A 22,378-nucleotide genomic window follows, 5' to 3' on the forward strand; every position below is an offset into this window, starting at 1 on the left:
CGTCCCCACCCAACCGTCCTCCTACGCCGAGCACGCCGTGCCCGGCGACCCGGTCGGACATCTCACCCCGCAGCGCTGGGCCCGGGCCAACCGGTTGCTGGTCCGCAAGGCGTTCGCCGAGTTCACCCACGAGCGGCTGCTCACCCCGCAAGCCGTGCCCGGCCCCGACGACCGGCAGTGGTACGAGGTCCGCAGCGACGACGGCACGGTCACCTACCGGTTCGCGGCGCGGGTGCTCGCCCTGGCGCACTGGCAGATCGACGCGGACAGCATCACCCGGCACCGCGACGGCGAGTCGCTGGCACCGGACGCGGTGGACCTCATCGTCGAACTGCGCGCCACCCTCGGGCTCTCCGCGCGGGTGCTCCCGGTCTACCTGGAGGAGATCACCTCGACGCTGGCAGGTACGGCGTACAAGCTGGCCCAGGCCGCGCCGAGCGCCGCTGAGCTGGCCGAGGCGGACTTCCAGACCATCGAGACCTCGATGACCGAGGGACACCCCTGCTTCGTGGCCAACAACGGCCGGCTCGGCTTCGGCGTCGACGAGTACCACAGGTACGCCCCAGAGGCCGCAGCGCCGGTGCGGCTGGAGTGGCTGGCCGCGCACCGGGACCACTCGACGTTCAGCAGCGCCGCCGACCTCGACTACGACACGCTCATTGAGGGCGAGCTGGACGCCGAGACCCGGGCCCGGTTCGCGGCCACGATGGCCGATCTCGGGCTGGACCTCGCCGACTACCACCTGATCCCGGCGCACCCGTGGCAGTGGTGGAACAAGCTGGCGGTCACCTTCGCCGGGGAGTTGGCCGAGCGCCGGCTGGTGCACCTCGGCCCCGGCCCGGACGTGTACCTCGCCCAGCAGTCCATCCGCACCTTCTTCAACGTCAGCGAGCCGGGTCGGCACTACGTCAAGACCGCGCTGTCGGTGCTGAACATGGGCTTCATGCGAGGATTGTCGGCCGCGTACATGGCGGCCACCCCGGCGATCAACGACTGGCTGGCCGACCTGATCGCCTCCGACGAGGTGCTGACCGGCACCGGCCTGACCGTCATCCGGGAGCGGGCCGCGGTGGGTTACCGGCACCGGCAGTACGAGGCGGCGACCGAGCGCACCTCCCCGTACCGCAAGATGCTGGCCGCCCTGTGGCGGGAGAGCCCGGTGCCCGACCTGGCGCCGGGGCAGCGACTGTCCACCATGGCCGCGCTGCTGCACGTCGACGACGACGGCGGCTCGCTGGCGGCGGCGCTGATCGCCCGGTCCGGCCGGACGCCCGAGGCGTGGCTGCGCCGCTACCTGGACGCCTACCTGACCCCGCTGCTGCACAGCTTCTACGCCCACGACCTGGCCTTCATGCCGCACGGCGAGAACGTCATCCTGGTCCTCGACGAGCAGGACACGGTCCAGCGGGTGATCTTCAAGGACATCGCCGAGGAGATCGCGGTGATGAGCGGCGACGTCGAGCTGCCCGAAGCGGTGGAGCGGATCCGCGTCGAGGTGCCCGACGACACCAAGCTGCTGACCATCTTCACCGACGTGGTGGACTGTTTCCTGCGGCACCTCAACGCGGTCCTGGTCGAGGCTGGTGTGCTCGCCGAGGACGATTTCTGGCGTACGGTCGCGGCGTGCGCCGCCGACTACTTCGACCGGGTTCCGCACCTGGCCGAGCGGGTACGCCACTACGACCTGTTCGCCCCGGAGTTCACGCTCTCCTGCCTCAACCGGCTGCAGTTGCGCAACAACCAGCAGATGATCGACCTGGCCGACCCGTCGGCGGCTCTCCAGTTCGTCGGCACCCTCACCAACCCGCTCGCCGCCCACGCTCCGGCCCGGTGACCGACGTCGGCTCAGCCGGTCGTCTCTGACGTGCCGGCCCGCTGGAACGCGCGGGCCAGCACGTCGAGGTCGAAGCCCGCGAAGTGCTGGAGGAACCGGCGGCGTACGGCCGCCAGGTGGCTGGGCCAGGACTCCTCCAGGCGGGCGAAGCCCGCGTCGGTGAGGACGGCGTTCCAGCCGCGCGCGTCCTCCTCGCACCGTTCCCGCCGGACCAGGCCCTGCGTCTCCAGCCGGATGATCGTGCGGGTCATGCCACTGAGCGAGAGGTGGCAGAGCGCGGCCAGCTCGTTCATGCGCATCCGCCGGCCCGGTGTCTCGGAGAGGTTCATCAGCGCGGTGTACTCGGTGAGCGGTAGCTGACGGTCACCGACCATGTCGGCGTCGATCGCGCGGGGCAGGACGTGCATCACCTGGCCCAGGGCGCGGACCAGGGACTCCTCATCGGGGGTCAGGGGCTGCGGAGTCTCTGGGGAGGCGTTGGGCATCCTCTTATCATACTTGCTTGACTCAGCAAGTGCTCACTCTCCGTGTGACCACGCCCATAGCCCAGATATTTGCTTGACCGAGCAAGCAATGGCTAGCGTTCCGGCCGTCAGGCAAGGACCTCTGAAAGGCGCCACACATGACCAGGATCGGGATCATCCTCGGAAGCACCCGCCCGGGGCGTAACGGCGAGGCCGTCGCCCGCTGGGTGCTCGAGATCGCCAAGCAGCGCTCCGACGCGGAGTACGAGCTGATCGACCTGCTCGACTACCAGCTGCCGCACCTCGACGAGGCGTACCCGCCCTCGATGGGCCAGTACACCCAGCCGCACACCAAGCGGTGGGCCGAGACGATCGCGTCGTTCGACGGGTTCGTCATGGTCACCCCCGAGTACAACCACTCGACCTCGGGTGCCCTGAAGAACGCGATCGACTTCCTCTACGCCGAGTGGAACAACAAGGCCGTCGGCTTCGTCAGCTACGGCTCGGTCGGCGGGACGCGCGCCGTGGAGCACCTGCGTCTGATCTCCGGCGAGCTGCAGATGGCCGACGTGCGCTCGCAGGTCGCGCTGTCGCTCTTCACCGACTTCGAGAACTTCAGCGTCTTCAAGCCCAACCAGTTCCACCAGGACTCGCTGGCCGCCACGCTCGACCAGGTGGTCGCCTGGAGCACGGCACTCGCGCCGCTGCGCAAGGGCTGAGCGTTTCGTGCTTCCCGGAAACGGCCGCGGGGGACCCCGCCGGCCGTTTCCGGGTGTTCAGGCACTCTCGGCACCGGTGAGCAGGTCCAGCGAGAGCTGCCACAGTCGCGCCGCCGCCGCGGGGTCGATCGCGTGGTCGGCGACGCCTCGCAGCGGCGTCTCCGGGCGGTGACGCACCGCCTGCTCGCAGTCCTCGAAGTACCGGCCGCCGATGCCCTCCAGCTGCGGCGCGGCGGCGAGCAGCACTGAGGTCGCGGCCCCCTGCTGCGGGGTCTTGAAGTCGAACGCCGGAAGGTTCGCGTAGTCCTCCTCGGTGAGGTGCCGTCCGAGGTTGGTGGCGACCGCGCCGGGGTTGGCCACGTTGACGGTGATGCCGTCGCCGGCCCAGCGCCGGTTCGCCTCGACCGCGAACAGCGCGGTGGCGGTCTTCGACTCCCCGTACGCCAGGAGACGGTCATAGGGGCGTGCCCGGAAGTTGACGTCCTCGAAGACCATCGGGGCGGAAACGTGGGCGATGGAACTCAGTGACACCACGCGGGCCCGACCGGCCCCGGCGAGCGCCCGGTGCAGCCCGTTGGCGAGTGCGAAGTGGCCGAGGTGGTTGGTGGCGAACTGCAACTCCCAGCCCTGCGCGGTCCGCATCTCGGGCGTCGCCGACACCCCGGCGTTGTTGACCAGGATGTGCAGGGGGCCAGCCCAGGCGGCCACGAAAGCGGCGACCGAGCGCTGGTCGGACAGGTCCAACGGGGCGACCCGGATCAAGCGGGTCGCGGCCCCGGTGCCGATCTCCCGCGCGGTCCGTTCTCCGGCCCGCACATCCCGTACCGCCAGGGTCACCTCGGCGCCCGCCTCGGCGAGCGCCCGAGCGGTCTCCACCCCAATGCCCGACGAGGCGCCGGTGACGATGGCGCGCTGCCCGGTCAGATCGATACCGGCCACGACGTCGGCGGCGGTGGAACGGCCGTTGAACGGCGTGGTGACGCGTGTTTCAGCCATGATTGACTTCTTTCGGTGGTTGTCTCACGTGGCCGCGCCGGCTCGCCGTACAGGCGTACGGTGTGCCGGCACCGCCCTCCGCAACGATCGTGCGCGGAGGTCTGCGCGGACCGCCAACACGCTCTTCCTGGCGTGGCTACAGTCTGTGCCTGTGGCCATGCCTGAGCTGCGACAACTGCGCTACTTCCTGGTCCTCGCGGAGGAGCTGAGCTTCACCCGGGCCGCCGCCCGCCTGATGATCGCCCAGCAGTCGCTGTCGCAGCAGATCACCGCCCTGGAACGCGCCCTCGGGGTAAAGCTGTTCGACCGCGACAGCCGCGGCACCACCCTCACCGACATCGGCACCCTGTTCGTGCCCGAGGCGCGCGCCGTGACGGACCGCGCCGAGCAGGCCGCCGCCGTCGTAGGACGAGCCCTGCGGGGCGAGGTCGGCACCCTCCGGCTCGCATTCCTGACCACCGTCGCCAACCACCTCCTACCCCCGGTGGTCCGGGCGGTGCGCCACCACCTCCCCGACCTGCACCTGGCTACCGAGTCCACAAGCATCGCGCCGCTGGTCCAGGGCGTCCTCGGCGGGCAGTTCGACGTCGCCTTCACCCGGACCCCGCTGGTTGGCGGCCTGGAGTCCAGGAGACTGACGACCGAACCGGTCTGCGCGGTGCTGCCCGAGGGCCACCCGCTCGCCGGGCGCGACGAGTTGACGCTCGCCGATCTGGCGAACGAACCGTGGGTCATGACGCCGCGCAGCTCCTGGGAACCCTGGCACCGCGCCTACGAGGACCAGTTCCGGGAAGCGGGCTTCGCACCGACCATCGTTCAGGAGGAGGCCGGCGTGCAGAGCCTCCTCGGCCTGGTCGCCGCCGGGCTCGGCGTCACCCGGCTCGCCTGCTCGGCGGCCAGCCTTCGGCGCAGCGGCGTGGTGTTCGTCCCGCTGACTGGCGCCTACGCGCACACCGAGATGGTGTGGTTGGCGGGCAACACGGCACCCGCGCTGCACCGGCTCCTGGACGTGGTCACGGAACTCGCGGCGACGACCGACCTCACCAGCACCGGCTGACGGCGACGTGGTGGATGCTGATCCAGCCACGGCCAGCGTCGGACGGCCGCGTTCACTACCCTTGGCGCGATGAGCCGATCTGCCGCCACCGGTCGGGCTCCGCTCTGGCGGGACCGCACCTTCGGCACGTACTGGATTGCCCAGTCGCTTTCGGCGGCCGGCGACTCGTTCGCCTACCTGGCGGTGCCGCTGCTGGTGCTCCAGGCGACCGGGTCGGTGGCACAGATGGGCCTGCTCACCGCCGTCGCGGGTGCGGCATCCGTCGTCGCCGGTGTCTTCGGCGGGGTGCTGGTCGACCGGTACGACCGTCGCACGCTGATGATCGTGGCGGACCTGACCCGGCTGGTGCTCTACAGCCTGGTGCCACTGGCGTGGCTCGCCGGCGCGCAGGTCTGGTTGCTCTTCGTCGTGCTGCCGATCTGTGAGGCGGCCGGCATGGTGTTCCAGGTCGCCGCCGTGACCGCGGTCCGCAACCTCGTCGACCGTGACCGGATCACCGAGGCCAACGGCCGGTTGCAGGCGACGTACGCGGCGGCGGCCGTCCTCGGGCCGCTGCTCGCCGGTGTGGTGGCGGCCCGCTTCGGCCCGGCGACCGCCATCGCCGTCAACGCGGGAAGCTTCGCGCTCTCCGCGGCCGGCCTGTGGCTGATCAGACTGCGTCCCGTCCAGGTCGATCTCGACGCCGTTACCCCCCGGCAACGCCCGCTGGCCGAATTCCTGGCCGGGGCACGGTTCCTGTGGCGACAGCCTGTGCTGCGCGCGCTGACCGTCCTGCTGTCGGTCTTCATCTTTCTCACCTACGGCTTCATCGACGTGCTGATCTACCACGTCACGCACGACCTCGGCGGCTCCGAGGGCACCGTCGGCACGGTGCTCGGCCTGGCGGCGTTGGGCACGGTCGCCGGAGCGTTGCTGGTGGCACCGCTGCGTCGCCGTCGCGGCTTCGGCGCGACCTGGATCGGCGCGCACGCGATCTGCGGTTTCGCGGTGGCGGGCGTCGGCATCGCCACGACCGTGCCGGCGGTCACCGCGCTGACCGCGGTATACCTCTGCTGTCTCAGCGTCGGTGGGATCTGTTCGATGTCGCTACGCCAGGAGATCACTCCCGATCACCTGCTGGGCCGGGTCACCTCGGCGTTCTGGAGCACGCACTACGCCCTCGGCCCGGCCGGCGCTGTCGTGCTGACCTGGGCCGCCGGCCGGCACGGCACGTCGGTGGTGACGCTTGCGGCGGGCGCTGGCTGCCTGCTGGTCGCGATCGGGGGTCTGTTCACCCCGGTCCGCCGCGCTGGTGCGGAGCCAGCCGCTGCACAGCCCGGAATGCGTGCGGCCCCGGCCGGCGGCACCGTTGGTGGTTGAGACGCAATGGAGCTGATGTCGTAGACGATTCAGGCGGTGGGAATGCCATGGCATCCTGCCCCGGGCGGATCGGCTCGGTCAGAACTCCAGGTACATGACGTGCAGGCCGACCCGGCCGAGGGTGGGGTGCTGGAACGCGCCCGGCACGGTGCCGACCATCGTGAAGCCCTCCCGCAGGTACAACTCCACCGCCGACCGGTTGCCTTCCGCCACGGCGTTGAACTGCATGCCGGCGTACCCCTGCTGGCGGGCCCAGGTCAGCGCGTCGCGGCACAGCGCGGTGCCCACGCCCCGGCCCCGGGCGTCGGCGGCGACCATGAAGCTCGCGGTGGAGATGTGCGCGCCTGGCCCGGGCCGGTTGGGGCCCATCTTCGCGGTGCCGAGCACCCGCTCGCCGTCGACCGCCACGACGGTCCGCCCCGGCGCCGCCTCGACCCACATGCCGTACGACTGCTCGGCGGTCATCGCCGGGTCGTAGACGAACGTCTCCTGTGCCCGGATCACCTCCTCGATGATCGGCCACACCTGCGACCAGTCCTGGTCGACGAACTCCCGAATCAGCACTGGGGGAGGTTAAGCCCCGGACGAGCCCCGGACAATGCGTTATCCGCGGGAGCCGAGCGTGGTGAGCTCCTCGTCGAGTAGGGCCGCCAGCCGGGCGTGCCGCCCAGGATGTGTCTGTGCGGTCATGCCGCGGCTGGGCATCTCCACCGTCATCAGCAGGTACAGGTGCAACCGGTAGAGGGCGAGCCGGCGGCGTGCCGAAGCGTCCAGCACCAGCGGATCGACGGTGGCGGCCCGGTAGCCGCGCAGCAGCGGGTGCTCCGGCTCGTCCTCGACACGCCGGAAGAGCAGCGGCGAGACCAGGTCCAGTAGCGGGTCGCCGTAGAGGAACCGTTCGCCGTCCACCAGGCCACAGAGCCGCAGCCGGCCGTCCGCGTCGGGAGCGGCCAGCACGTTGCCGTCCCAGCAGTCGAAGTGCAGCAGCGCCGGGCGGCGTACCTCGTCGAGCACGTCGGCGTGCCGCCGCACCAGCGCGCGCAGGTGCTCCGGGGTGACCGGCAGCCGGACGTTCCAGTCGGCGGCGTCGGCGAGGAGCGCGTCGAGCATCGCCGTGAACGCCGCCCGCCAGGTCGCCCCGGCGGCCCGCTCGCCGTCGTACCCGAACCGGTCACCGGTCACCCGGTGCAACGCGGCGAGAGCCACCCCGAGGTCGTAGCGCACCGGGCCGTCGTCGACCGCGACACCGGCCTCGGCCAGGTCGGACAGCGACCGGCCGGGCAGCATCGCGGTGACCAACCACTCGCCGTACGCCGGGTCGGTGCCGTGTCGCAGCACCGGCGGGACGGGCACCTGCGGTGCCCGCTGGGCGACGAGCCGGAAGTACCGCTCCTCGGCGGCGCAGAGCCCTTGCTCGTAGCGCAGCAGCGGCGTTCCGGCCGGCGGGGCCAGCTTCAGCACCACCCGGCGGTCGTCGTCGAGAAGCGCCCACCAGACCGTCGCGTAACCGCCACCGGCCAGCGGACCGGCGTCCCGGACCCGGGTCTGCGGCCCGAACGACGCACCGACCAGGTACGCCACCTCGGCGCTGGTGAGGGGCCGTTGGGTCGGGCTGGCGCCGGTCACGACGCGGCGTCACCTCGCCGTGCGCGTGGCGCGGAACCGACGGTGGCGCGGGTGGACCGTGGGACGGGACCGGCGGTGTCGCGGCGGACCAGCTCGGCCGGGAGCACCTCGACCCGGGGCGTCGGGGCCCCGACGCCGAGCACCAGGGACATCGCCCGCACACCCATGTCGACAAGGGGCAGTCGCACGGTGGTCAGCGCCGGGGTCACGTCCCGGGCGATCGGCATGTCGTCGAAGCCCAGCACCGAGATCTGCTGCGGCACGGCCAGCCCTCTCGTGCGCAGGGTAGCGAGCGCGCCGATGGCCATCGAGTCGTTGAGCGCCACGATCGCGGTCAGGTCCGGGTCCGCGTCGAGCAGTCGGGCGGTGGCCTCGGCGCCGCCGTCGCGGTCGAACTCCGCGTACCGGATGCGCCGTTCGGGCAGCTCGCGGCCCTGCTCGGCGAGGGCCTGCCGGAGGCCGGCCAGCCGGTCGGTCGTGGTGGTCAGGATGCGCGGGCCGGCGACCACGCCGATCGCCCGGTGCCCCAGAGCGCACAGCTCCCGCCCGGCGAGGTAGCCCCCGGTCCGATTGTCCGGCATCACCGCGTCGCCGGAGTGCTCGTGCCGGCCGATCACCGCCACCCGCCCGCCGGTGGCCTCGTACGCGGTGAGCTTCTCGTTGAGCTGCCGGGTGAACGCCTCGTCGTGGTAGCCCGAGCCGGCGAGGATCAGCGCCGCCACCTGGTGGCCGCGCAGCAGCTCCACGTACTCCAACTCGCGGTCCGGGTCCCGGTAGCTGTTGCAGATCATCAGCAGTCGGCCCTGGTCGGTGGCGACGCGTTGCAGGCCACGAGTGATCTCGGCGAAGTACGGGTCGGAGACGTCGTGCACGATCACGCCGACCGCGCTGCGGTGCGAGCGGGCCAGTAGTTGGGCGTGGGCGTTCGGCACGTACTGCAACTCGGCGACGGCGGCGAGCACCCGCTCGCGCAGCTCGTCGGTGACCGGCTTGCTGCTGCCGTTGATGACGCGGGAGGCGGTGGCGGGTGAGACGCCCGCCCGGCGGGCCACATCGGACAGGGTCGCCATGGCCCGCCCCCTCGATCTGTTGACGACGTTTCGTCGTGCCGGCTAGCGTCACCGTACCGCAGAGAAAGCCCTTTCCCGCAGGGAGGCCCGGCCGTGTCCGACCGCTTCGCCGCACCGCTGCCCGGCGGGATCGGGGTGTCCCGACTACGCGTCTACGACACCGTCGCCTCGGACGGCCTGGTCGGCGGCACCCCGCACGTGCACCTGTGCTGCACCGAGGGGTACGTGGTGACCGACGGCGAGGGCACGGTGCAGACCCTGACCACCGCCGGCTTCCGGGAGACGCCGCTGCGGCCGGGCGTGGTGGTCTGGTTCGAGCCGGGCACCGTGCACCGCCTGGTCAACGCCGGTGGGCTGAGCATCGTGGTGCTCATGCAGAACAGCGGCCTGCCCGAGGCCGGTGACGCCGTGCTGACCTTTCCGCCCGAGGTGCTGGCCGACCCGGCCGCGTACGCCGCCGCGGCGGCGCTGCCCGACGGGGGAGCGCCGGGCGCTGACGTGCACGCCGCGTACCGCAGGCGGGATCTGGCGGTGAGCGGCTTCCAGGCGCTGCGAGCCGGCGGGCCTTCGGCGCTGGCCGATTTCCACGCCGCCGCGATCGCGCTGCGCCAGCCGTTGCTGGCCCGGTGGCGGCAGCGGTGGGAGGCCGGCGCGGGCCGTGCCGCCGCCGACACCGCCGCGCAGCTCGACGCCCTGCAGCGGGGAGATCCGGGGCACCTGGGCGACGCCGGGGTGTACGCGGTCGCCGGGCCGGTCGAGCGTGGCCGGTTGGGCATGTGCGGCCTGCTCGACACCTACCCGGCCGCCGGCTGAGCGCGAATACATCGAGGAAAGCCCTTGCCCAGGGCGAAAGTGCCCCCTACGGTGCAAGGAAAGCGTTTGCCTGATCCGCCGACCGGCCCGGTCCACGGGTGCCGTGCCGGGCCCCGAGGAGGTTCCGCGTGACCGAGAACTCTCTGGACACGGCGGGTCGGCAGGCCACCGCCGACGCGCAGAGCGGTGCCGATTCCTCGGCCGCGCCGGCTCGCGTCGACAGTTCGCCTCCGTCCACGATGGTCGGCTCGGCACCCGGCGGCGGTGGCCGTTCACCACGACCGACGCTCGGTCGCCGGGCGGTGGCCTTCGCCGACTCGCTCTGGCGCCCGGGGTTGGTGCTCGCGGTCTTCTTCGCCGCCTGGTGGTTCGTGGCAGCCCGGGGGTACGTCCCGAACTACCTGGTGCCCACACCCGCCCAGGTCTGGGAGACGATGACCGAGCAGTGGTCCGAGCTGGCCCGGCATACCCTGGTCACCCTCTACGAGACGGTGCTCGGCTTCGTGCTGGCCGCCGCGCTGGGCCTCGCCACCGCGGTCGCCATCGCCTACTCCCGCACCCTGGACAAGGCGCTCTACCCGATCGTCCTGTTCGCACAGGTCATCCCGAAGATCGCCATCGCGCCGCTGCTGGTGGTCTGGTTCGGCCTCGGCCTCACCCCGAAGATCATCCTGGCAGTGCTCATCGCGTTCTTCCCGGTGGTCATCTCCGGGGTGGCCGGGCTGCGCTCCACCGACCCGGAGCTGCTCGACCTCGCCGCCACGATGGGGGCCGGGCCGTGGCGCACCTTCCGCAAGATCCGTTTTCCGAACGCGTTGCCGCACCTGATGGCCGGCCTGAAGGTGGCCGTCACCCTCGCGGTGGTCGGTGCCGTGGTCGGCGAGTTCGTCGGCGCCAGCGAAGGGCTCGGCTACGTCCTGTTGCTGGCCAACGGCAACCTCGACGCCCCGCTGCTCTTCGCCGACCTGATCCTGATGTCCGCCATCGGCATCGTCCTGTTCGTCCTGGTCGAGATCGCCGAGGCACTGCTCATCCCGTGGCACGCCAGCCGCCGGGCCGGCGTGTCCCTCACCACCTCCTGACCGACCCATCACGGAGGCACCGATGAAACGCACCGCCACCACCATCCTGGCCACCGCCGCCCTGCTCCTGGCCACCACCGGCTGCGGTGGGGACGACCCCGCCGGCAGCACCAACGCCGACGGCAGCAAGCAGGTAACCCTCACCCTCAACTGGGTGCCCTACGGCGAGCACGCCCCCTTCTACTACGGCCTGCAGAAGGGCTACTACTCCGCCGAGGGCATCGAGCTGAAGATCCTGCCCGGCAACGGCTCGGGCAACACGGTCAAGCAGGTCGCCCAGAAACAGACCGACTTCGGTTGGGCCGACAGCCCGGTGCTGCTCAAGTCGGTGGCCAGCGGGATGCCGGTCCGCAGCCTCGGGGCGTACCTGGAGAAGGGGCCCTCCTCGGTGGAGTTCTTCACCGAGAAGAACATCAAGACACCGGCCGACCTCAAGGGCAAGACCGTCGGCGGCACCCCCGGCGACGCCCTCTACGCGACCTTCCCGGCCTGGTTGGAGAAGAACGGTCTCAAGAAGGACGACGTCAAGGTGGTCAACGTGGACGCCGCCGGCAAGATCGCCGCCCTGACCGAGGGCAGGGTCGACGCCATCATGGGCTTCTTCCACGACCAGGCGCCCACCATCGAGAGCAAGACCGGCAAGAAGGTCGACGTGCTGCTCTTCGCCGACTACGGGATGAACCTGCTCGGCACCGGCCTGATCGCCAACACCCAGACCCTGCAGAAGGACCCGGAGCTGGTCCGCAAGTTCGTCCGGGCGACCCAGAAGTCCTGGGCCGACGCCGCCCGCGACCCGGCCGGCGCGGTGAGCGCCATGGTGGCCCTGGCCGAGAACGAGCCAGCGCCCGAGGTGCTCACCAAGCAGCTCACGCTCAACATGCCGCTGATCGGCGCGGAAGGCCCGCCCGGGGTGAACACCGAGGCCCAGTGGACCGAGACCATCGACCTGATGTCCCGCTACGCGGAGCTGAAGGACCCGGGGGCGCCCAGCGCGTACTGGGACTCCTCGTACGCGGCGCAGGGGTGACCCGGTGAGCACCGCGCCGGCAGCCACCGGCACCGCCATCGGGATGTCCGGGCTGACCGTCCGGTTCACCACCCGTCGGTCGCAGACCACCGCGCTGGACGACGTGTCGCTGGACATCGAGCCCGGGGAGTTCGTCACGATTGTCGGCCCGTCCGGCTGTGGCAAGTCCACTCTGCTGAAGATCGTCGCCGGGTTGGTCACGCCGACCAGCGGCGCGGTGTCGCTGCTGGAGCGGCCGGTGCGCGGCCCACAGAAGGAGATCGGCTTCGTCTTCCAGAAGGCCGCGCTGCTCGAGTGGCGCGGCGCTCGGGCCAACATTTTGCTCCAGGCCGAGATGCGTGGCATGGACCGGGCGAAGGCGGCCCGCCGCGCGGACGAGCTGATCGAGATGACCGGCCTGACCGGCTTCGAGAAGGCGCTGCCACACGAGCTGTCCGGCGGCATGCAGCAGCGGGTGGCGCTCTGCCGCGCGCTGCTGCACTCCCCACCGGTGCTGCTCATGGACGAGCCGTTCGGCGCCCTGGACGCGCTGACCCGGGAGCAGATGAACGCCGAGCTGCACCGGATCTGGCGGGAGACCGGCACCACCGTGGTGCTGGTCACCCACTCCATCGCCGAGGCGGTCTTCCTCGGCACCCGGGTCGTGGTGATGAGTCCCCGGCCCGGCCGGATCATCCGCACCTTCCCGGTCGAGCTGCCGGCGCACCGCGACTACGCGTCTGTGATGTCGGATCCCCGCTTCGACCGGCTCGCCACCGATCTGCGTGGGTTGCTCGGCAGCGCGGCCGCCAACCACTGAGCACGGATCGGCACGACCAGCACGACGGAAGGAACACCCATGACCCGCAGGTCGATCGGCATCATCGTCAACGGCGTGACCGGACGGATGGGCTACCGGCAGCACCTCGTCCGCTCGCTGCTGGCCATCCGCGAATCCGGTGGGGTGGCCTTGGCCGACGGCACGACCATCTGGCCGGAACCGGTCCTGGTCGGGCGTAGCGAGACGAAACTCCGGGAGATCGCCGAGCGGCACGGGCTGACCGACTGGACCACCGACCTGACCTCGGCGCTGGCCCGCGACGACGTCGAGATCTACTTCGACGCGCAGGTCACCCAGCAGCGGGAGAAGGCGATCCGGCAGGCCATCGAGGCCGGCAAGCACATCTACACGGAGAAGCCCCTGGCCGAGGAGACCGCGGCGGCGCTCGACCTGGCCCGGGCGGCGGACGCGGCCGGGGTACGCACCGGCGTCGTGCAGGACAAGCTCTTCCTGCCCGGTCTGCGCAAGCTCAAGCGGCTCATCGACGGCGGCTTCTTCGGCCGGATCATCTCGGTGCGCGGCGAGTTCGGCTACTGGGTCTTCGAGGGCGACTGGCAGCCCGCTCAACGGCCGTCGTGGAACTACCGGGTCGAGGACGGCGGCGGCATTGTGGTCGACATGTTCCCGCACTGGCACTACGTGCTGGAGGAGCTGTTCGGTCGGGTCACGGCCGTCTCCTGCGTGATCGCCACCCACATGCCCGAGCGGGTCGACGAGGCCGGTCACCCGTACGCGGCCACGGCCGACGACGCCGCGTACGCCGTCTTCGAACTCGACGGCGGGGTGATCGCGCAGATCAACTCGTCCTGGACCGTGCGGGTGTACCGCGATGAGCTGGTGGAGTTCCAGGTCGACGGCGTCGAGGGCAGCGCCATCGCCGGCCTGCGTAACTGCCGAGTGCAGCACCGGGCGGTCACTCCGAAGCCGGTGTGGAACCCCGACCTGCCGGTCACCGAGGACTTCCGCGCCCAGTGGGCCGAGGTGCCCGACAACGAGGAGTTCGACAACGGCTTCAAGGTGCAGTGGGAGGCGTACCTGCGGCACGTGGTGGCCGGCGAGCCGTTCCGGTGGGACTTCCTGGCCGGCGCGCGCGGGGTGCAGCTCGCCGAGTTGGGCCTGCGCTCGGCCCGCGAGGGCAGCCGTGTCGAGGTGCCGGAGCTGAACTCATGACCGTCGAGGTGGTGCTGCCCGGCGGTCGGCGATACCGGCTCGCCGGGGGTGGCACCTTCGCCCGGCCGGACGCGCCGGCGACCAGCCGGATCGCGTACGCCGCCGCGCACGTGGTCGCCGATCCACGCGCGGAGAACGTGCCGGGTGCCCCGGCGGCGGTGGACTGGGACACCACCCTGGCCTTCCGACGGCACCTCTGGTCGTACGGGCTGGGGGTCGCCGAGGCGATGGACACCGCCCAGCGGGGGATGGGGCTGGACTACCCGGCCACCCGGGAGCTGATCCGGCGCAGCGCCGCCGAGGCCCGCGCGATGGGCGGGCGGATCGTCGCCGGGGTCGGCACCGACCAGCTGCCGGCCGGTCCGGCCACCCTGACAGCGGTCACCGCCGCGTACGCCCAGCAGCTCGACGACGTGCGCGCGGCCGGCGCCCGGCCGGTGCTGATGTGCAGCCGGCACCTGGCGGCCGCCGCCCGTGGCCCGGAGGACTACCTGCGGGTGTACGACGAGCTGCTCAGCGCCGCCGACGAGCCGGTGGTGCTGCACTGGCTGGGGTCGATGTTCGACCCGGCGTTGACCGGCTACTGGGGTGCCGTCGACCTGGACCTCGCGGCCGACACGGTCATCGAGCTGATCAAGGCGCACCAGTCCCGAGTGGATGGCATCAAGGTGTCGTTACTGGACGCCGGTCGAGAGATCGCGTTGCGCCGCCGCCTACCGGCCGGGGTACGCCTCTACACCGGTGACGACTTCCACTACCCGGAGCTGATTCGGGGTGACGAGGTGGGCCACTCCGACGCGCTGCTCGGGGTGTTCGCGGCCATCGCGCCGGCCGCCGCCGCCGCGCTGGCCGCCCTGGACCAGGGAGACCAGACGACGTACGACGCGATCTTCGCGCCGACCGTGCCGCTGGCCCGGCACCTGTTCGCGGCCCCGACCTGGCACTACAAGACGGGGATCGTGTTCCTGGCCTGGCTGGCCGGGCACCAGGACCACTTCACGATGGTCGGCGGCGCGCAGTCCGGCCGGTCCCCGGCGCACCTGGCCACCCTGCTCACCCTGGCCGACACGGCGGGGCTGCTGCCCGACGCCGACCTGGCCGCCGCCCGTGCCCGAGCCTTCTTCACCGTGGCCGGGGTGGCGCAATGAGCCTCGCGCGCTTTTCGTTCAACCAGGCCACCGCCCAGCGCTGGCCGCTGCCCGACGTGGTGGCCGGGTGCGTGGCGGCCGGTGTGCCGGGCATCGGGTTGTGGCGCGAGCCGGTGGCCGAGTACGGGTTGGCCCGCGCGGCGAAGCTGGTCCGCGACGCCGGCCTCACCGTCACGTCGTTGTGCCGCGGCGGGTTCTTCTCCGCCGACGACTGGCGGGTAGCGAACCTGCGGGCCATCGAGGAGGCCGCCGCCCTCGGGGCCCCGGAGTTGGTGCTGGTCTCCGGTGGGCTGCCGGCCGGCAACCGGGACATCGACGGCGCCCGGCGTCGGGTCGCCGACGCGATCGGCGAGCTGGCCCTGCACGCCGAGGCCGCCGGGGTACGACTGGCCATCGAGCCGCTGCACCCGATGTTCGCCGCCGACCGGTGCGTGATCGCCACCCTTGGCCAGGCGCTGGACATCGCCGAGCGGTTCGACGCAGGAGTGGTAGGCGTGGTCGTGGACGCGTATCACGTGTGGTGGGACGACACGGTGTACGCGCAGATCGCGCGTGCCGCCGCCCGGATCGCCGCGTTCCAGGTCTGCGACTGGGTGACCCCGCTGCCGGAGGGGGTGCTGCTGGGCCGCGCGCTGCCCGGCGACGGGTGCATCGAGCTGCGCCGGCTACGCGAGGCGGTCGACGCGGCGGGCTACGTCGGCCCGATCGAGGTGGAGGTCTTCAACGCCGAGGTGTGGGCGCGGCCGGGCGTGGAGGTGCTCGACGCGGCGATCGCCGGCTACCTACGCCACGTTGTCTGAGCTGCCCGAACGGCGCTGGCCGTCTGCGGTCGGCGCCTGGCTTGGCATCGGTACGGCACCCGCCACGCTGGTACTCGGCGCGGCGATGGCCGCCCGGCACGGCGGCGCGGTGCCGGTGGCCGGGCTGCTGGTCGGCGGCGCGCTGATGGCGGCCCTGCTCTGGGGGCAGGGCCGGATCGGTCTGCGCCGGCCGCTCGGCGACGGCGGGACGCTGACCGCGGTGCTGCCCGCGTACCTGGGGGACACCTCGCGGCTGCTGCTGGCGGCGGTGCTGGCCGTGTCGATGGTCGGTTGGAACGGCTTCAACGTCGGGCTCGGCGGGGCCTCCCTGGCCGCGCTGACCCACCTGCCGGGCTGGGCCGGGCCGGTGCTGCTGGAGGTGGCGGTCCTCGCCGTCTCCTGGGCCCCGGCCCGACTCGGCAACCGGGTCGCGGTGGTCACCACGCTCAGCGCGGTGGTGCTGGTCGGCTGGTGCCTGATGGTGCTGCCACCGCCCGGCGCGCCGGTCCGCCTGGTCGGCGGCGGGCTCGCCGACGCCGCTGCCCTGATCGGGTACGCGGCCGTGTTCGCGCTGCGCGCACCGGACTTCAGCGTCGGCCTGGCCCGACGGCGGGACCTGGCCTGGTGCGTGGGGCTGCTGGTCGGCCCGGCGCTGCTCGGGGTGCTCGCCGGGGCCGGCCTGTGGCTGCGTACCGGGTCGGCCGACGTGGTCGCACTGCTCGCCGCCGGCTCGGGGCTGGCCGCGTACGCGAATCTGTTCGTCGCGGTGGCGGTCTTCGCGGCGGCGCTGACCACCACGTACTCCGGCTCCTTGGCGCTGCGTGGCTTGACCCCCCGGGTGCCGGCGCGGGCGGCGATGCTTCTCGTCGCGGTGCTCGGCGGGCTGCTGGCGGTGGCGCGGTTCGACCGTCTGGTGCTGCCCTGGCTGACCCTGCTGGCCGCCGCGTTGCCGGTGCTGGTGGTGCCGATGGCCGTGGAGGCGGCGGCCCGTCGGCGCGGTCGTGTGCCGCGTACCGTGCCCGCCTGGTGTTGGATGCCGCCAGCGCTGCTCGCGGTGGCCTGCACGCTCGCCGGGGTGGGCGTCGCCCCGCTGCTCGGGTTGGCCCTCGCCGGGGCGTGCACCGTGCTCTGGCGGCGTGGTGCCGGATCAGGTAGGCGCGGGGGCGGGGAACACACCTCTATCTGTGGTTCATCGGCGACTGACCACGCCTGAATGGCTGCCACCTCGCGGATCCGGCGATGGTCGGGGTGTGGGTGCTGCTCGATCCTGTCTCGCCGAGGTCGGCGTCGTGCCGCTGCTCGGCCTGGCCTGACCGGAGCGTTCACCCTGCTCTCGTGGCATCGGGAAAACTTGATCTAGGCGTGGCCGGCAGAACGTGATCTTATACGCACCGGCGATCCGTAACACAGTGCGAACCATCGATTAACCATCGGCGGCTTAGGTGGGGGAGCGCTCCCATGAGCGGGTCGCGATCGATGAAGAGCTCCACAAGGGAGCAACTGAGAGGAGTCTCGTGGCTACAGGCACGAGCGGGAACAGACTGCGAAGACTAGCGATACCGACGCTGGTCTTCGCCCTGGTCACCGGCACCACCGGTGTGGCGGGAACGGCGTCGGCGGCACCCGCAGGGTCAGCGGGTAACGGCAGCGGCGCCGGTTACTTCACCGCCGGGTCCGAGGAGAAGGTCACCCTGACCGACGGGGCCGACCGCCGGCCCGGCGGCCACCGCGCGGCCACCCCGAAGACCGCAGTGGACGAGAACGGTTCCGGCGTGTACGTCGTCGAACTGGCCGAAGACCCGCTGACCACGTACACCGGTGGGGTGTCCGGTCTGGCCCGGACCCGCCCGGCGGCGGGCAACCGGCTCGACGTGACCTCGGCGTCGTCGCAGGCGTACCGTCGGCACCTCGACGCGCAGCGGACCGCTGTCGCCGCGGCGGCCGGGGTCAAAGTCAACGCGGTCTACACCACCGCGTTCAACGGTTTCTCGGCGAAACTGACCGCCCAACAGGCGACCACCCTGCGGGCGGACAAGCGGGTCCGCGCCGTCACCGCGTCGCAGGCGCTCGGCACGCCCACTACGCCGCCCGCCGCGACCACGGTGCCCGCCACCCAGACGCCCGCCGCCCCCGCCGGGGCGGACCAGTCGGCGTCGACGGACCGCACCGGCCGGCCGACCAAGCCCAGCCCCAGCACCGGCGCTGGCATGGTGATCGGCGTCCTGGACACCGGCATCTGGCCGGAGAGCGCGTCGTTCGACAAGAAGATGCCCGCTCCCGCGACCTGGCACGGCACCTGCCAGACCGGGGTGGCCTTCGTGGCCGAGCACTGCAACGGCAAGATCGTCGGAGCCCGGTACTTCGCCGACTCGTGGCTCGCCGGCGGTGGCTCGGTGCCGGAGGGTGAGTTCCTGTCCCCCCGCGACGCGGCCGGGCACGGCACCCACACCGCCTCCACGGCGGCCGGCTTGCCGATCTCGAACGTCACAATCGACGGTCGCCGCTTCGGTCCCGTCTCCGGCGTGGCGCCGGATGCTCAGATCGCCGTCTACAAGGTGCTCTGGGGTGGCATGGGTTACGACGCCGACATCATCGCCGGCATCGACTCGGCCGTCGCTGACGGCGTGCAGGTGATCAACTTCTCGATCGGTTCGCAGCTCGGCGACTGGGAGGCGAACACGCCCATCGGCATCGCCTTCCTCAACGCCACCCTGTCCGGGGTGTTCGTGGCGGCGTCAGCCGGCAACACCGGCATCGTGAGCGGAGCGATCAGCAACGCGGCGCCCTGGGTCACCACGGTCGGCGCGGCGGTGACGAACCTCGACGAGGCGACCATCAAGCTCGGTGACGGCACGAAGCTTGTCGGCGGCTCACTGGACGCGTTGCCCGGCGGCGACGCACGGCCGATGGTCTTCGGCGACCAGGCCGGATCGCCGGACCTGGGCGCGGTGTACTGCGAGCCGGGCAGCCTCGACCCCGCCAAGATCAAGGGCAAGGTGGTTGCCTGCGCGCTGTCCGACACCTTCGCTTCTGCCAGCGAGGTGAAGGAGAAGGGTGGGGCGGCCATGGTGCTGTTCGACCCGGTCGGCAACTACCGGGTCAACTCCATCTACAACTTCCCGGTGGTCTACTTGCCGACCGAGAAGCAGGCCGGCCAGCTATTCAACTACCTGATGCGCCACCGGACCGACGCGACGGCGTCCGTGCGCACCGGCGGTGACGGTTCCAGCGTCCCGGGCGTACCCAGCGTCGCCGACTTCTCCTCCACCGGCCCGGACAAGGTGACCTTCGGCGTCTTCAAGCCGGACCTGGTCGCTCCGGGGTCGGACATCATCGCCGCGGTTTCACCGGCTGGTAACTTCGGACGGCAGTACGACGCGTACTCGGGCACCTCGATGGCGTCGCCGTACGTGGCCGGCGCGGCAGCGATCCTGCATGCCACGCATCCGGACTGGTCGCCGGGCAGGATCGCCTCGGCGCTGCGGACGACCGCCACCGACACCGTTGGCACCAGCAGTCCCCTGGACCAGGGCAGCGGCTTCATCAACCTGGCCGGGGCCACCGACCCGGGACTGGTCATCGAGCCGACCGCGGCGGAACTGGTCGCCTTCAGCGAGGCGGCCGAGCCCGACGGCAAGGAACTCAACCTGCCGGCCATCTCACTGCGGGAGTACGACGGCACCCGCCCGGTGACCCTCACCCGCACCCTGACCAACGTGGGCAATGCGCGGGAAACCTACCGTTCGTCGGTCTTCGGCCTGCCCGGCATGAAGGTCACCGTGTCGCCAGCGTCGGTGACGCTGGCACCCGGCAAGTCCGCGACGGTGACCATCACCGTGCGTCGGGGCAGCGCCCCCTGGGACCGGTACGTGACCGGATCGATCAGCTGGCACGGCAGGACCCACACCGCCCGGATCCCGGTCGCCGCCCGTCCGTGGGGGATCACCGCCCGGCCGTACGGTGACGACGGGGAGGAGTTCGGCCGGATGGCCAACGGTGCCTTCGGTCTGGTCCAACCGGGCTTCACCGGGCCGCTCACCGGCCGCAGCACCGGTTACACGCCGATGCAGCGGGAGTCGTACTCGATCCCGGCCGGCGTCTACGGCGGGGTGTTCGACCCGAAGGCATCCGGCGTGAAGAAGGTTGACTTCACCGTGCCGGCGGACACCGCCGGCATCGTCGTCGAAGCCAACACCGACGACCCGAACACGAACCTCGACCTTTACCTGTACAAGGGCGACACCCTCGTCTACAGCAGTGACAGGTTCTGGACCAGTTCGGAGCAGGCGTACAAGTTCCTGCCCGAGCCGGGGCGCTATACCGCCTACGTGTTCGCTCAGATGCCCGGTGGTCCGGTCGTCGACTTCGAACTGCGTCACGCCATCATCGGTCGCAATGCCAAGTACTCGGGTGCGACCCTGACGCTGCCCGCCACCTCGGAGCGCGGTCAGGGCTTCAACTTCACGTTGAAGCCGAAGAAGCCGCTGGCCGAGGGCGAATTCTGGGCGTACACCGAGTACCGCACCAACGGCACGGTGGTCCCCGGCAACCTCGTCTACACCCAACAGAGTTCCTGGCAGTAACCGTTCAACCGGGTGTGGGGCGGTGCCGATGTGCACCGCCCCACACCCGGAACCACCGCTCAGGTGGTCACGCGGCCCGGTCATGGCACCGTTGCGCCGAGCCAGCTCTCGATGAGTGGCATCGCATCGCCGAGGGTCTTGGTGATGTGGTGTGCGCCGGTGAGCTGGGCTGCGGAATGGGTGGTGGTCAGTGCGATCACTGTCATCCGCGCCGCGCGAGCTGCTTCAATTCCGGCCGGGGCGTCCTCGATGACCAGGCAACGCTCTGGCGGGGTTCGCAGCAGGTCGGCCGCACGGAGGTAGCCCTCCGGGTCTGGTTTTCCGAGGGCGACCTGCGTGCTGTCCACAAGGACCGGGGGATCAGGTAGGCCGCCTGCTCGCAGTCGTTGCCGCACGGTAGGGGCTCGGCCGGAGGTCACCACACCCCATCGCCGGTTCCGGATGACCTTCAGCACGCTCGGGGCGTCGGGGTACACCGGGAAGGCGTCGCCTTCGTCCGCCATGAAGTCGCGTACCAGTCGGTATTCGGCTTCAGGGTCGAGTTGTGGAGCGACGACCGCGATGGTGTCGATCGGGCGGCGGCCGTGGGTGTGAGTCCAGACGAGCGCCGGGTCCAGGCTGTGGTGAAGCGCCCAGCGGTCCCAGATACGGCGATATGCGGCGTAGGAGTCGACCAGAACGCCGTCGACGTCGAACAGCACGGCAGCGCCGCAGTCGGCGTCTCCGTTGATCCGAGCGAGGGAAGTCATGGCTACGGAGCCCCGCCTGCCGTCTCAGTCGTGCGGCTCATCTGCTCGATGACGTTCACGGTCTGCGCCGTGAGTTCGTGGATGAGCCGGCCTGCTGGTCGGACTTCCCGGACGAGCTCGACCGATTGGCCGGCGTAGAGGGCCATGTCCGCCAAGTCGCCGGTCATGCCGGGTAAGGGCATCAGATCCTCGTACCGGTAATGGGCCTGGCCTGCGCTGTCGATGGCTACGACGTCGCCTTCGTCCGGGCGCCCTGGCGCTGGAGGTGAACCGGCTAGTTCCCAACGTTGCAGGGTCGGATTCCGCAATGCGCGGTGCGCGGCGTCGGGCCATCCGCCATCGAAGCAGTGGGTGTGGACGGTGTCCTCCGCGGTGGCAGCGACGAGGCGCTGCCGATACAGCTGGTGGGTGAAAGCTTCAGCGGTCGCCAGGAAACGCGTGCCGAGCCACGCGCCCTGTGCGCCCAGAGCCAGAACGGCGGCGAGGCCGCGGCCGTCGCTGATGCCGCCGGCGGCCATGACCGGAATCGGGCCCACGGCGTCGACGACGGCTGGCACCAGAACCATGGTGGCGGTCGTGCCGCGAACATGGCCGCCGGCCTCCCAGCCCTGCGCCACGATGACGTCGACGCCGCAGCCGGCGGCGTGCACAGCCTCCCGCACGCTGCCGACGGTGTGCATATGCAGCGCACCGGCAGCACGGATCCGGTGGCTGACGGGTCTTGGATCACCCCAGAAAGTGGAGATGACCGGTACGGCCTCGTCCAGGCACACCGCCAGGGTGTCAATGACGGGAAAGTCCAGCACCAGATTCACCCCGAACGGCCGCGAAGTCCGCTGCCGAACGTGGCGGATGCCGAGGCGCGCGCGTTCGGGACTCTGCCAGGTCGACGCCAGCATGCCGAGCCCACCGGCTTCGGCTACCGCCGCAGCCAGCTCGGGCGCCGCCGCGGAGCCGATCGGCGCCTGCACCACCGGCACGTCGATACCCAGCCGCTCGCACAGTGCGTTGCGCAACTTGGACGTCATCTAAGCCCGACCCCCTGCGCTTCGGAAACCGAA

General features: G+C 71.3%; 20 protein-coding genes. 13 read left to right on the top strand and 7 right to left on the bottom strand.

The window, feature by feature from the left end; genetic code table 11:
* Window positions 1–37: 37 nt before the first annotated feature.
* Window positions 38–1,834, top strand: a complete 1,797-nt coding sequence (locus IF46_RS0123360; RefSeq protein ID WP_030490507.1) for an IucA/IucC family protein — start codon at window positions 38–40, stop codon at window positions 1,832–1,834.
* Between the two features lie 11 nt (window positions 1,835–1,845).
* Here IF46_RS0123360 and IF46_RS0123365 read toward each other — a convergent pair whose 3' ends face one another.
* A complete protein-coding gene (locus IF46_RS0123365) occupies window positions 1,846–2,319 on the bottom strand; it encodes a MarR family winged helix-turn-helix transcriptional regulator (RefSeq protein WP_030490508.1) in 474 nt (157 codons plus the stop codon).
* Window positions 2,320–2,456: 137 nt separating this feature from the next.
* Here IF46_RS0123365 and IF46_RS0123370 point away from each other — a divergent pair, with 137 nt between their 5' ends.
* Window positions 2,457–3,017, top strand: coding sequence for an NADPH-dependent FMN reductase (locus tag IF46_RS0123370; protein ID WP_030490509.1), 561 nt, complete (start codon window positions 2,457–2,459; stop codon window positions 3,015–3,017).
* A gap of 57 nt (window positions 3,018–3,074) precedes the next feature.
* Here the strand turns inward: IF46_RS0123370 and IF46_RS0123375 are convergent, their stop codons facing one another.
* Window positions 3,075–4,013: an SDR family NAD(P)-dependent oxidoreductase gene (locus tag IF46_RS0123375; RefSeq protein ID WP_030490510.1), complete on the bottom strand. Its 939-nt coding sequence runs from the start codon at window positions 4,011–4,013 to the stop codon at window positions 3,075–3,077.
* A 157-nt stretch (window positions 4,014–4,170) separates the two neighbouring features.
* Here IF46_RS0123375 and IF46_RS0123380 point away from each other — a divergent pair, with 157 nt between their 5' ends.
* Together IF46_RS0123380 and IF46_RS0123385 are read left to right on the top strand one after the other, a co-directional pair.
* The gene (locus IF46_RS0123380) at window positions 4,171–5,070 is read left to right on the top strand and encodes a LysR family transcriptional regulator (RefSeq protein WP_030490511.1); all 900 of its coding nucleotides are present in this window, start codon (window positions 4,171–4,173) and stop codon (window positions 5,068–5,070) included.
* A gap of 69 nt (window positions 5,071–5,139) precedes the next feature.
* Window positions 5,140–6,429, top strand: a complete 1,290-nt coding sequence (locus tag IF46_RS0123385) for an MFS transporter (RefSeq protein WP_030490512.1) — start codon at window positions 5,140–5,142, stop codon at window positions 6,427–6,429.
* A gap of 78 nt (window positions 6,430–6,507) precedes the next feature.
* Here IF46_RS0123385 and IF46_RS0123390 read toward each other — a convergent pair whose 3' ends face one another.
* From IF46_RS0123390 to IF46_RS0123400, 3 genes are read right to left on the bottom strand one after another with little or no spacing between them, the layout of a single operon-like run.
* Window positions 6,508–6,993 (bottom strand): GNAT family N-acetyltransferase, encoded by a 486-nt coding sequence (locus IF46_RS0123390; RefSeq protein WP_030490513.1) that lies wholly within the window; start codon window positions 6,991–6,993, stop codon window positions 6,508–6,510.
* 39 nt (window positions 6,994–7,032) lie between these two features.
* Complete coding sequence (locus IF46_RS0123395) at window positions 7,033–8,055, bottom strand: phosphotransferase family protein (RefSeq protein WP_030490514.1); 1,023 nt, start codon at window positions 8,053–8,055, stop codon at window positions 7,033–7,035.
* Window positions 8,052–9,125: a LacI family DNA-binding transcriptional regulator gene (locus tag IF46_RS0123400; protein ID WP_030490515.1), complete on the bottom strand. Its 1,074-nt coding sequence runs from the start codon at window positions 9,123–9,125 to the stop codon at window positions 8,052–8,054. The genes IF46_RS0123395 and IF46_RS0123400 overlap by 4 nt, the downstream gene beginning before the upstream one ends.
* A 93-nt stretch (window positions 9,126–9,218) precedes the next feature.
* Here IF46_RS0123400 and IF46_RS0123405 point away from each other — a divergent pair, with 93 nt between their 5' ends.
* The 9 genes from IF46_RS0123405 (at window position 9,219) to IF46_RS0123445 (ending at window position 20,568) form a co-directional block, all read left to right on the top strand.
* A complete protein-coding gene (locus IF46_RS0123405) occupies window positions 9,219–9,938 on the top strand; it encodes a cupin domain-containing protein (protein WP_030490516.1) in 720 nt (239 codons plus the stop codon).
* A 128-nt stretch (window positions 9,939–10,066) separates the two neighbouring features.
* Window positions 10,067–11,020, top strand: coding sequence for an ABC transporter permease (locus tag IF46_RS0123410; protein ID WP_030490517.1), 954 nt, complete (start codon window positions 10,067–10,069; stop codon window positions 11,018–11,020).
* Window positions 11,021–11,042: 22 nt separating this feature from the next.
* A complete protein-coding gene (locus tag IF46_RS0123415; protein ID WP_030490518.1) occupies window positions 11,043–12,047 on the top strand; it encodes an ABC transporter substrate-binding protein in 1,005 nt (334 codons plus the stop codon).
* Between the two features lie 43 nt (window positions 12,048–12,090).
* The gene (locus tag IF46_RS0123420) at window positions 12,091–12,846 is read left to right on the top strand and encodes an ABC transporter ATP-binding protein (protein WP_420063588.1); all 756 of its coding nucleotides are present in this window, start codon (window positions 12,091–12,093) and stop codon (window positions 12,844–12,846) included.
* A 39-nt stretch (window positions 12,847–12,885) separates the two neighbouring features.
* The gene (locus IF46_RS0123425; RefSeq protein WP_030490520.1) at window positions 12,886–14,037 is read left to right on the top strand and encodes a Gfo/Idh/MocA family protein; all 1,152 of its coding nucleotides are present in this window, start codon (window positions 12,886–12,888) and stop codon (window positions 14,035–14,037) included.
* On the top strand, window positions 14,034–15,185 hold the full coding sequence (locus IF46_RS0123430) for a dihydrodipicolinate synthase family protein (RefSeq protein ID WP_030490521.1): 1,152 nt from the start codon (window positions 14,034–14,036) through the stop codon (window positions 15,183–15,185). Before IF46_RS0123425 ends, IF46_RS0123430 begins: the two co-directional genes overlap by 4 nt.
* Complete coding sequence (locus IF46_RS0123435; RefSeq protein WP_030490522.1) at window positions 15,182–15,985, top strand: sugar phosphate isomerase/epimerase family protein; 804 nt, start codon at window positions 15,182–15,184, stop codon at window positions 15,983–15,985. The genes IF46_RS0123430 and IF46_RS0123435 overlap by 4 nt, the downstream gene beginning before the upstream one ends.
* Entirely contained in the window at window positions 15,978–17,198 is a 1,221-nt protein-coding gene (locus IF46_RS0123440) for a hypothetical protein (protein ID WP_030490523.1), read from the top strand. The genes IF46_RS0123435 and IF46_RS0123440 overlap by 8 nt, the downstream gene beginning before the upstream one ends.
* 301 nt (window positions 17,199–17,499) lie before the next feature.
* Window positions 17,500–20,568, top strand: a complete 3,069-nt coding sequence (locus IF46_RS0123445) for a S8 family serine peptidase (protein WP_030490524.1) — start codon at window positions 17,500–17,502, stop codon at window positions 20,566–20,568.
* Between the two features lie 80 nt (window positions 20,569–20,648).
* Here the strand turns inward: IF46_RS0123445 and IF46_RS0123450 are convergent, their stop codons facing one another.
* Window positions 20,649–21,317, bottom strand: coding sequence for an HAD-IA family hydrolase (locus IF46_RS0123450; RefSeq protein WP_051724100.1), 669 nt, complete (start codon window positions 21,315–21,317; stop codon window positions 20,649–20,651).
* A gap of 2 nt (window positions 21,318–21,319) precedes the next feature.
* Window positions 21,320–22,345 (bottom strand): NAD(P)H-dependent flavin oxidoreductase, encoded by a 1,026-nt coding sequence (locus tag IF46_RS0123455; protein ID WP_030490526.1) that lies wholly within the window; start codon window positions 22,343–22,345, stop codon window positions 21,320–21,322.
* Window positions 22,346–22,378 lie beyond the last annotated feature (33 nt).

The sequence above is a fragment of the Micromonospora chokoriensis genome (genome assembly GCF_000718555.1).
GTDB classification, from domain to species: domain Bacteria; phylum Actinomycetota; class Actinomycetes; order Mycobacteriales; family Micromonosporaceae; genus Micromonospora; species Micromonospora chokoriensis_B.

Excerpts from the sequence above, each read along its gene's own strand:
- IF46_RS0123365 (WP_030490508.1), bottom strand. The coding sequence starts at position 2,319 with ATGCCCAACGCCTCCCCAGAGACTCCGCAGCCCCTGACCCCCGATGAG.
- IF46_RS0123430 (WP_030490521.1), top strand. The coding sequence starts at position 14,034 with ATGACCGTCGAGGTGGTGCTGCCCGGCGGTCGGCGATACCGGCTCGCC.
- IF46_RS0123375 (WP_030490510.1), bottom strand. The coding sequence starts at position 4,013 with ATGGCTGAAACACGCGTCACCACGCCGTTCAACGGCCGTTCCACCGCC.
- IF46_RS0123370 (WP_030490509.1), top strand. The coding sequence starts at position 2,457 with ATGACCAGGATCGGGATCATCCTCGGAAGCACCCGCCCGGGGCGTAAC.
- IF46_RS0123415 (WP_030490518.1), top strand. The coding sequence starts at position 11,043 with ATGAAACGCACCGCCACCACCATCCTGGCCACCGCCGCCCTGCTCCTG.
- IF46_RS0123380 (WP_030490511.1), top strand. The coding sequence starts at position 4,171 with ATGCCTGAGCTGCGACAACTGCGCTACTTCCTGGTCCTCGCGGAGGAG.
- IF46_RS0123425 (WP_030490520.1), top strand. The coding sequence starts at position 12,886 with ATGACCCGCAGGTCGATCGGCATCATCGTCAACGGCGTGACCGGACGG.
- IF46_RS0123385 (WP_030490512.1), top strand. The coding sequence starts at position 5,140 with ATGAGCCGATCTGCCGCCACCGGTCGGGCTCCGCTCTGGCGGGACCGC.
- IF46_RS0123400 (WP_030490515.1), bottom strand. The coding sequence starts at position 9,125 with ATGGCGACCCTGTCCGATGTGGCCCGCCGGGCGGGCGTCTCACCCGCC.
- IF46_RS0123420 (WP_420063588.1), top strand. The coding sequence starts at position 12,091 with ATGTCCGGGCTGACCGTCCGGTTCACCACCCGTCGGTCGCAGACCACC.
- IF46_RS0123435 (WP_030490522.1), top strand. The coding sequence starts at position 15,182 with ATGAGCCTCGCGCGCTTTTCGTTCAACCAGGCCACCGCCCAGCGCTGG.
- IF46_RS0123455 (WP_030490526.1), bottom strand. The coding sequence starts at position 22,345 with ATGACGTCCAAGTTGCGCAACGCACTGTGCGAGCGGCTGGGTATCGAC.
- IF46_RS0123450 (WP_051724100.1), bottom strand. The coding sequence starts at position 21,317 with ATGACTTCCCTCGCTCGGATCAACGGAGACGCCGACTGCGGCGCTGCC.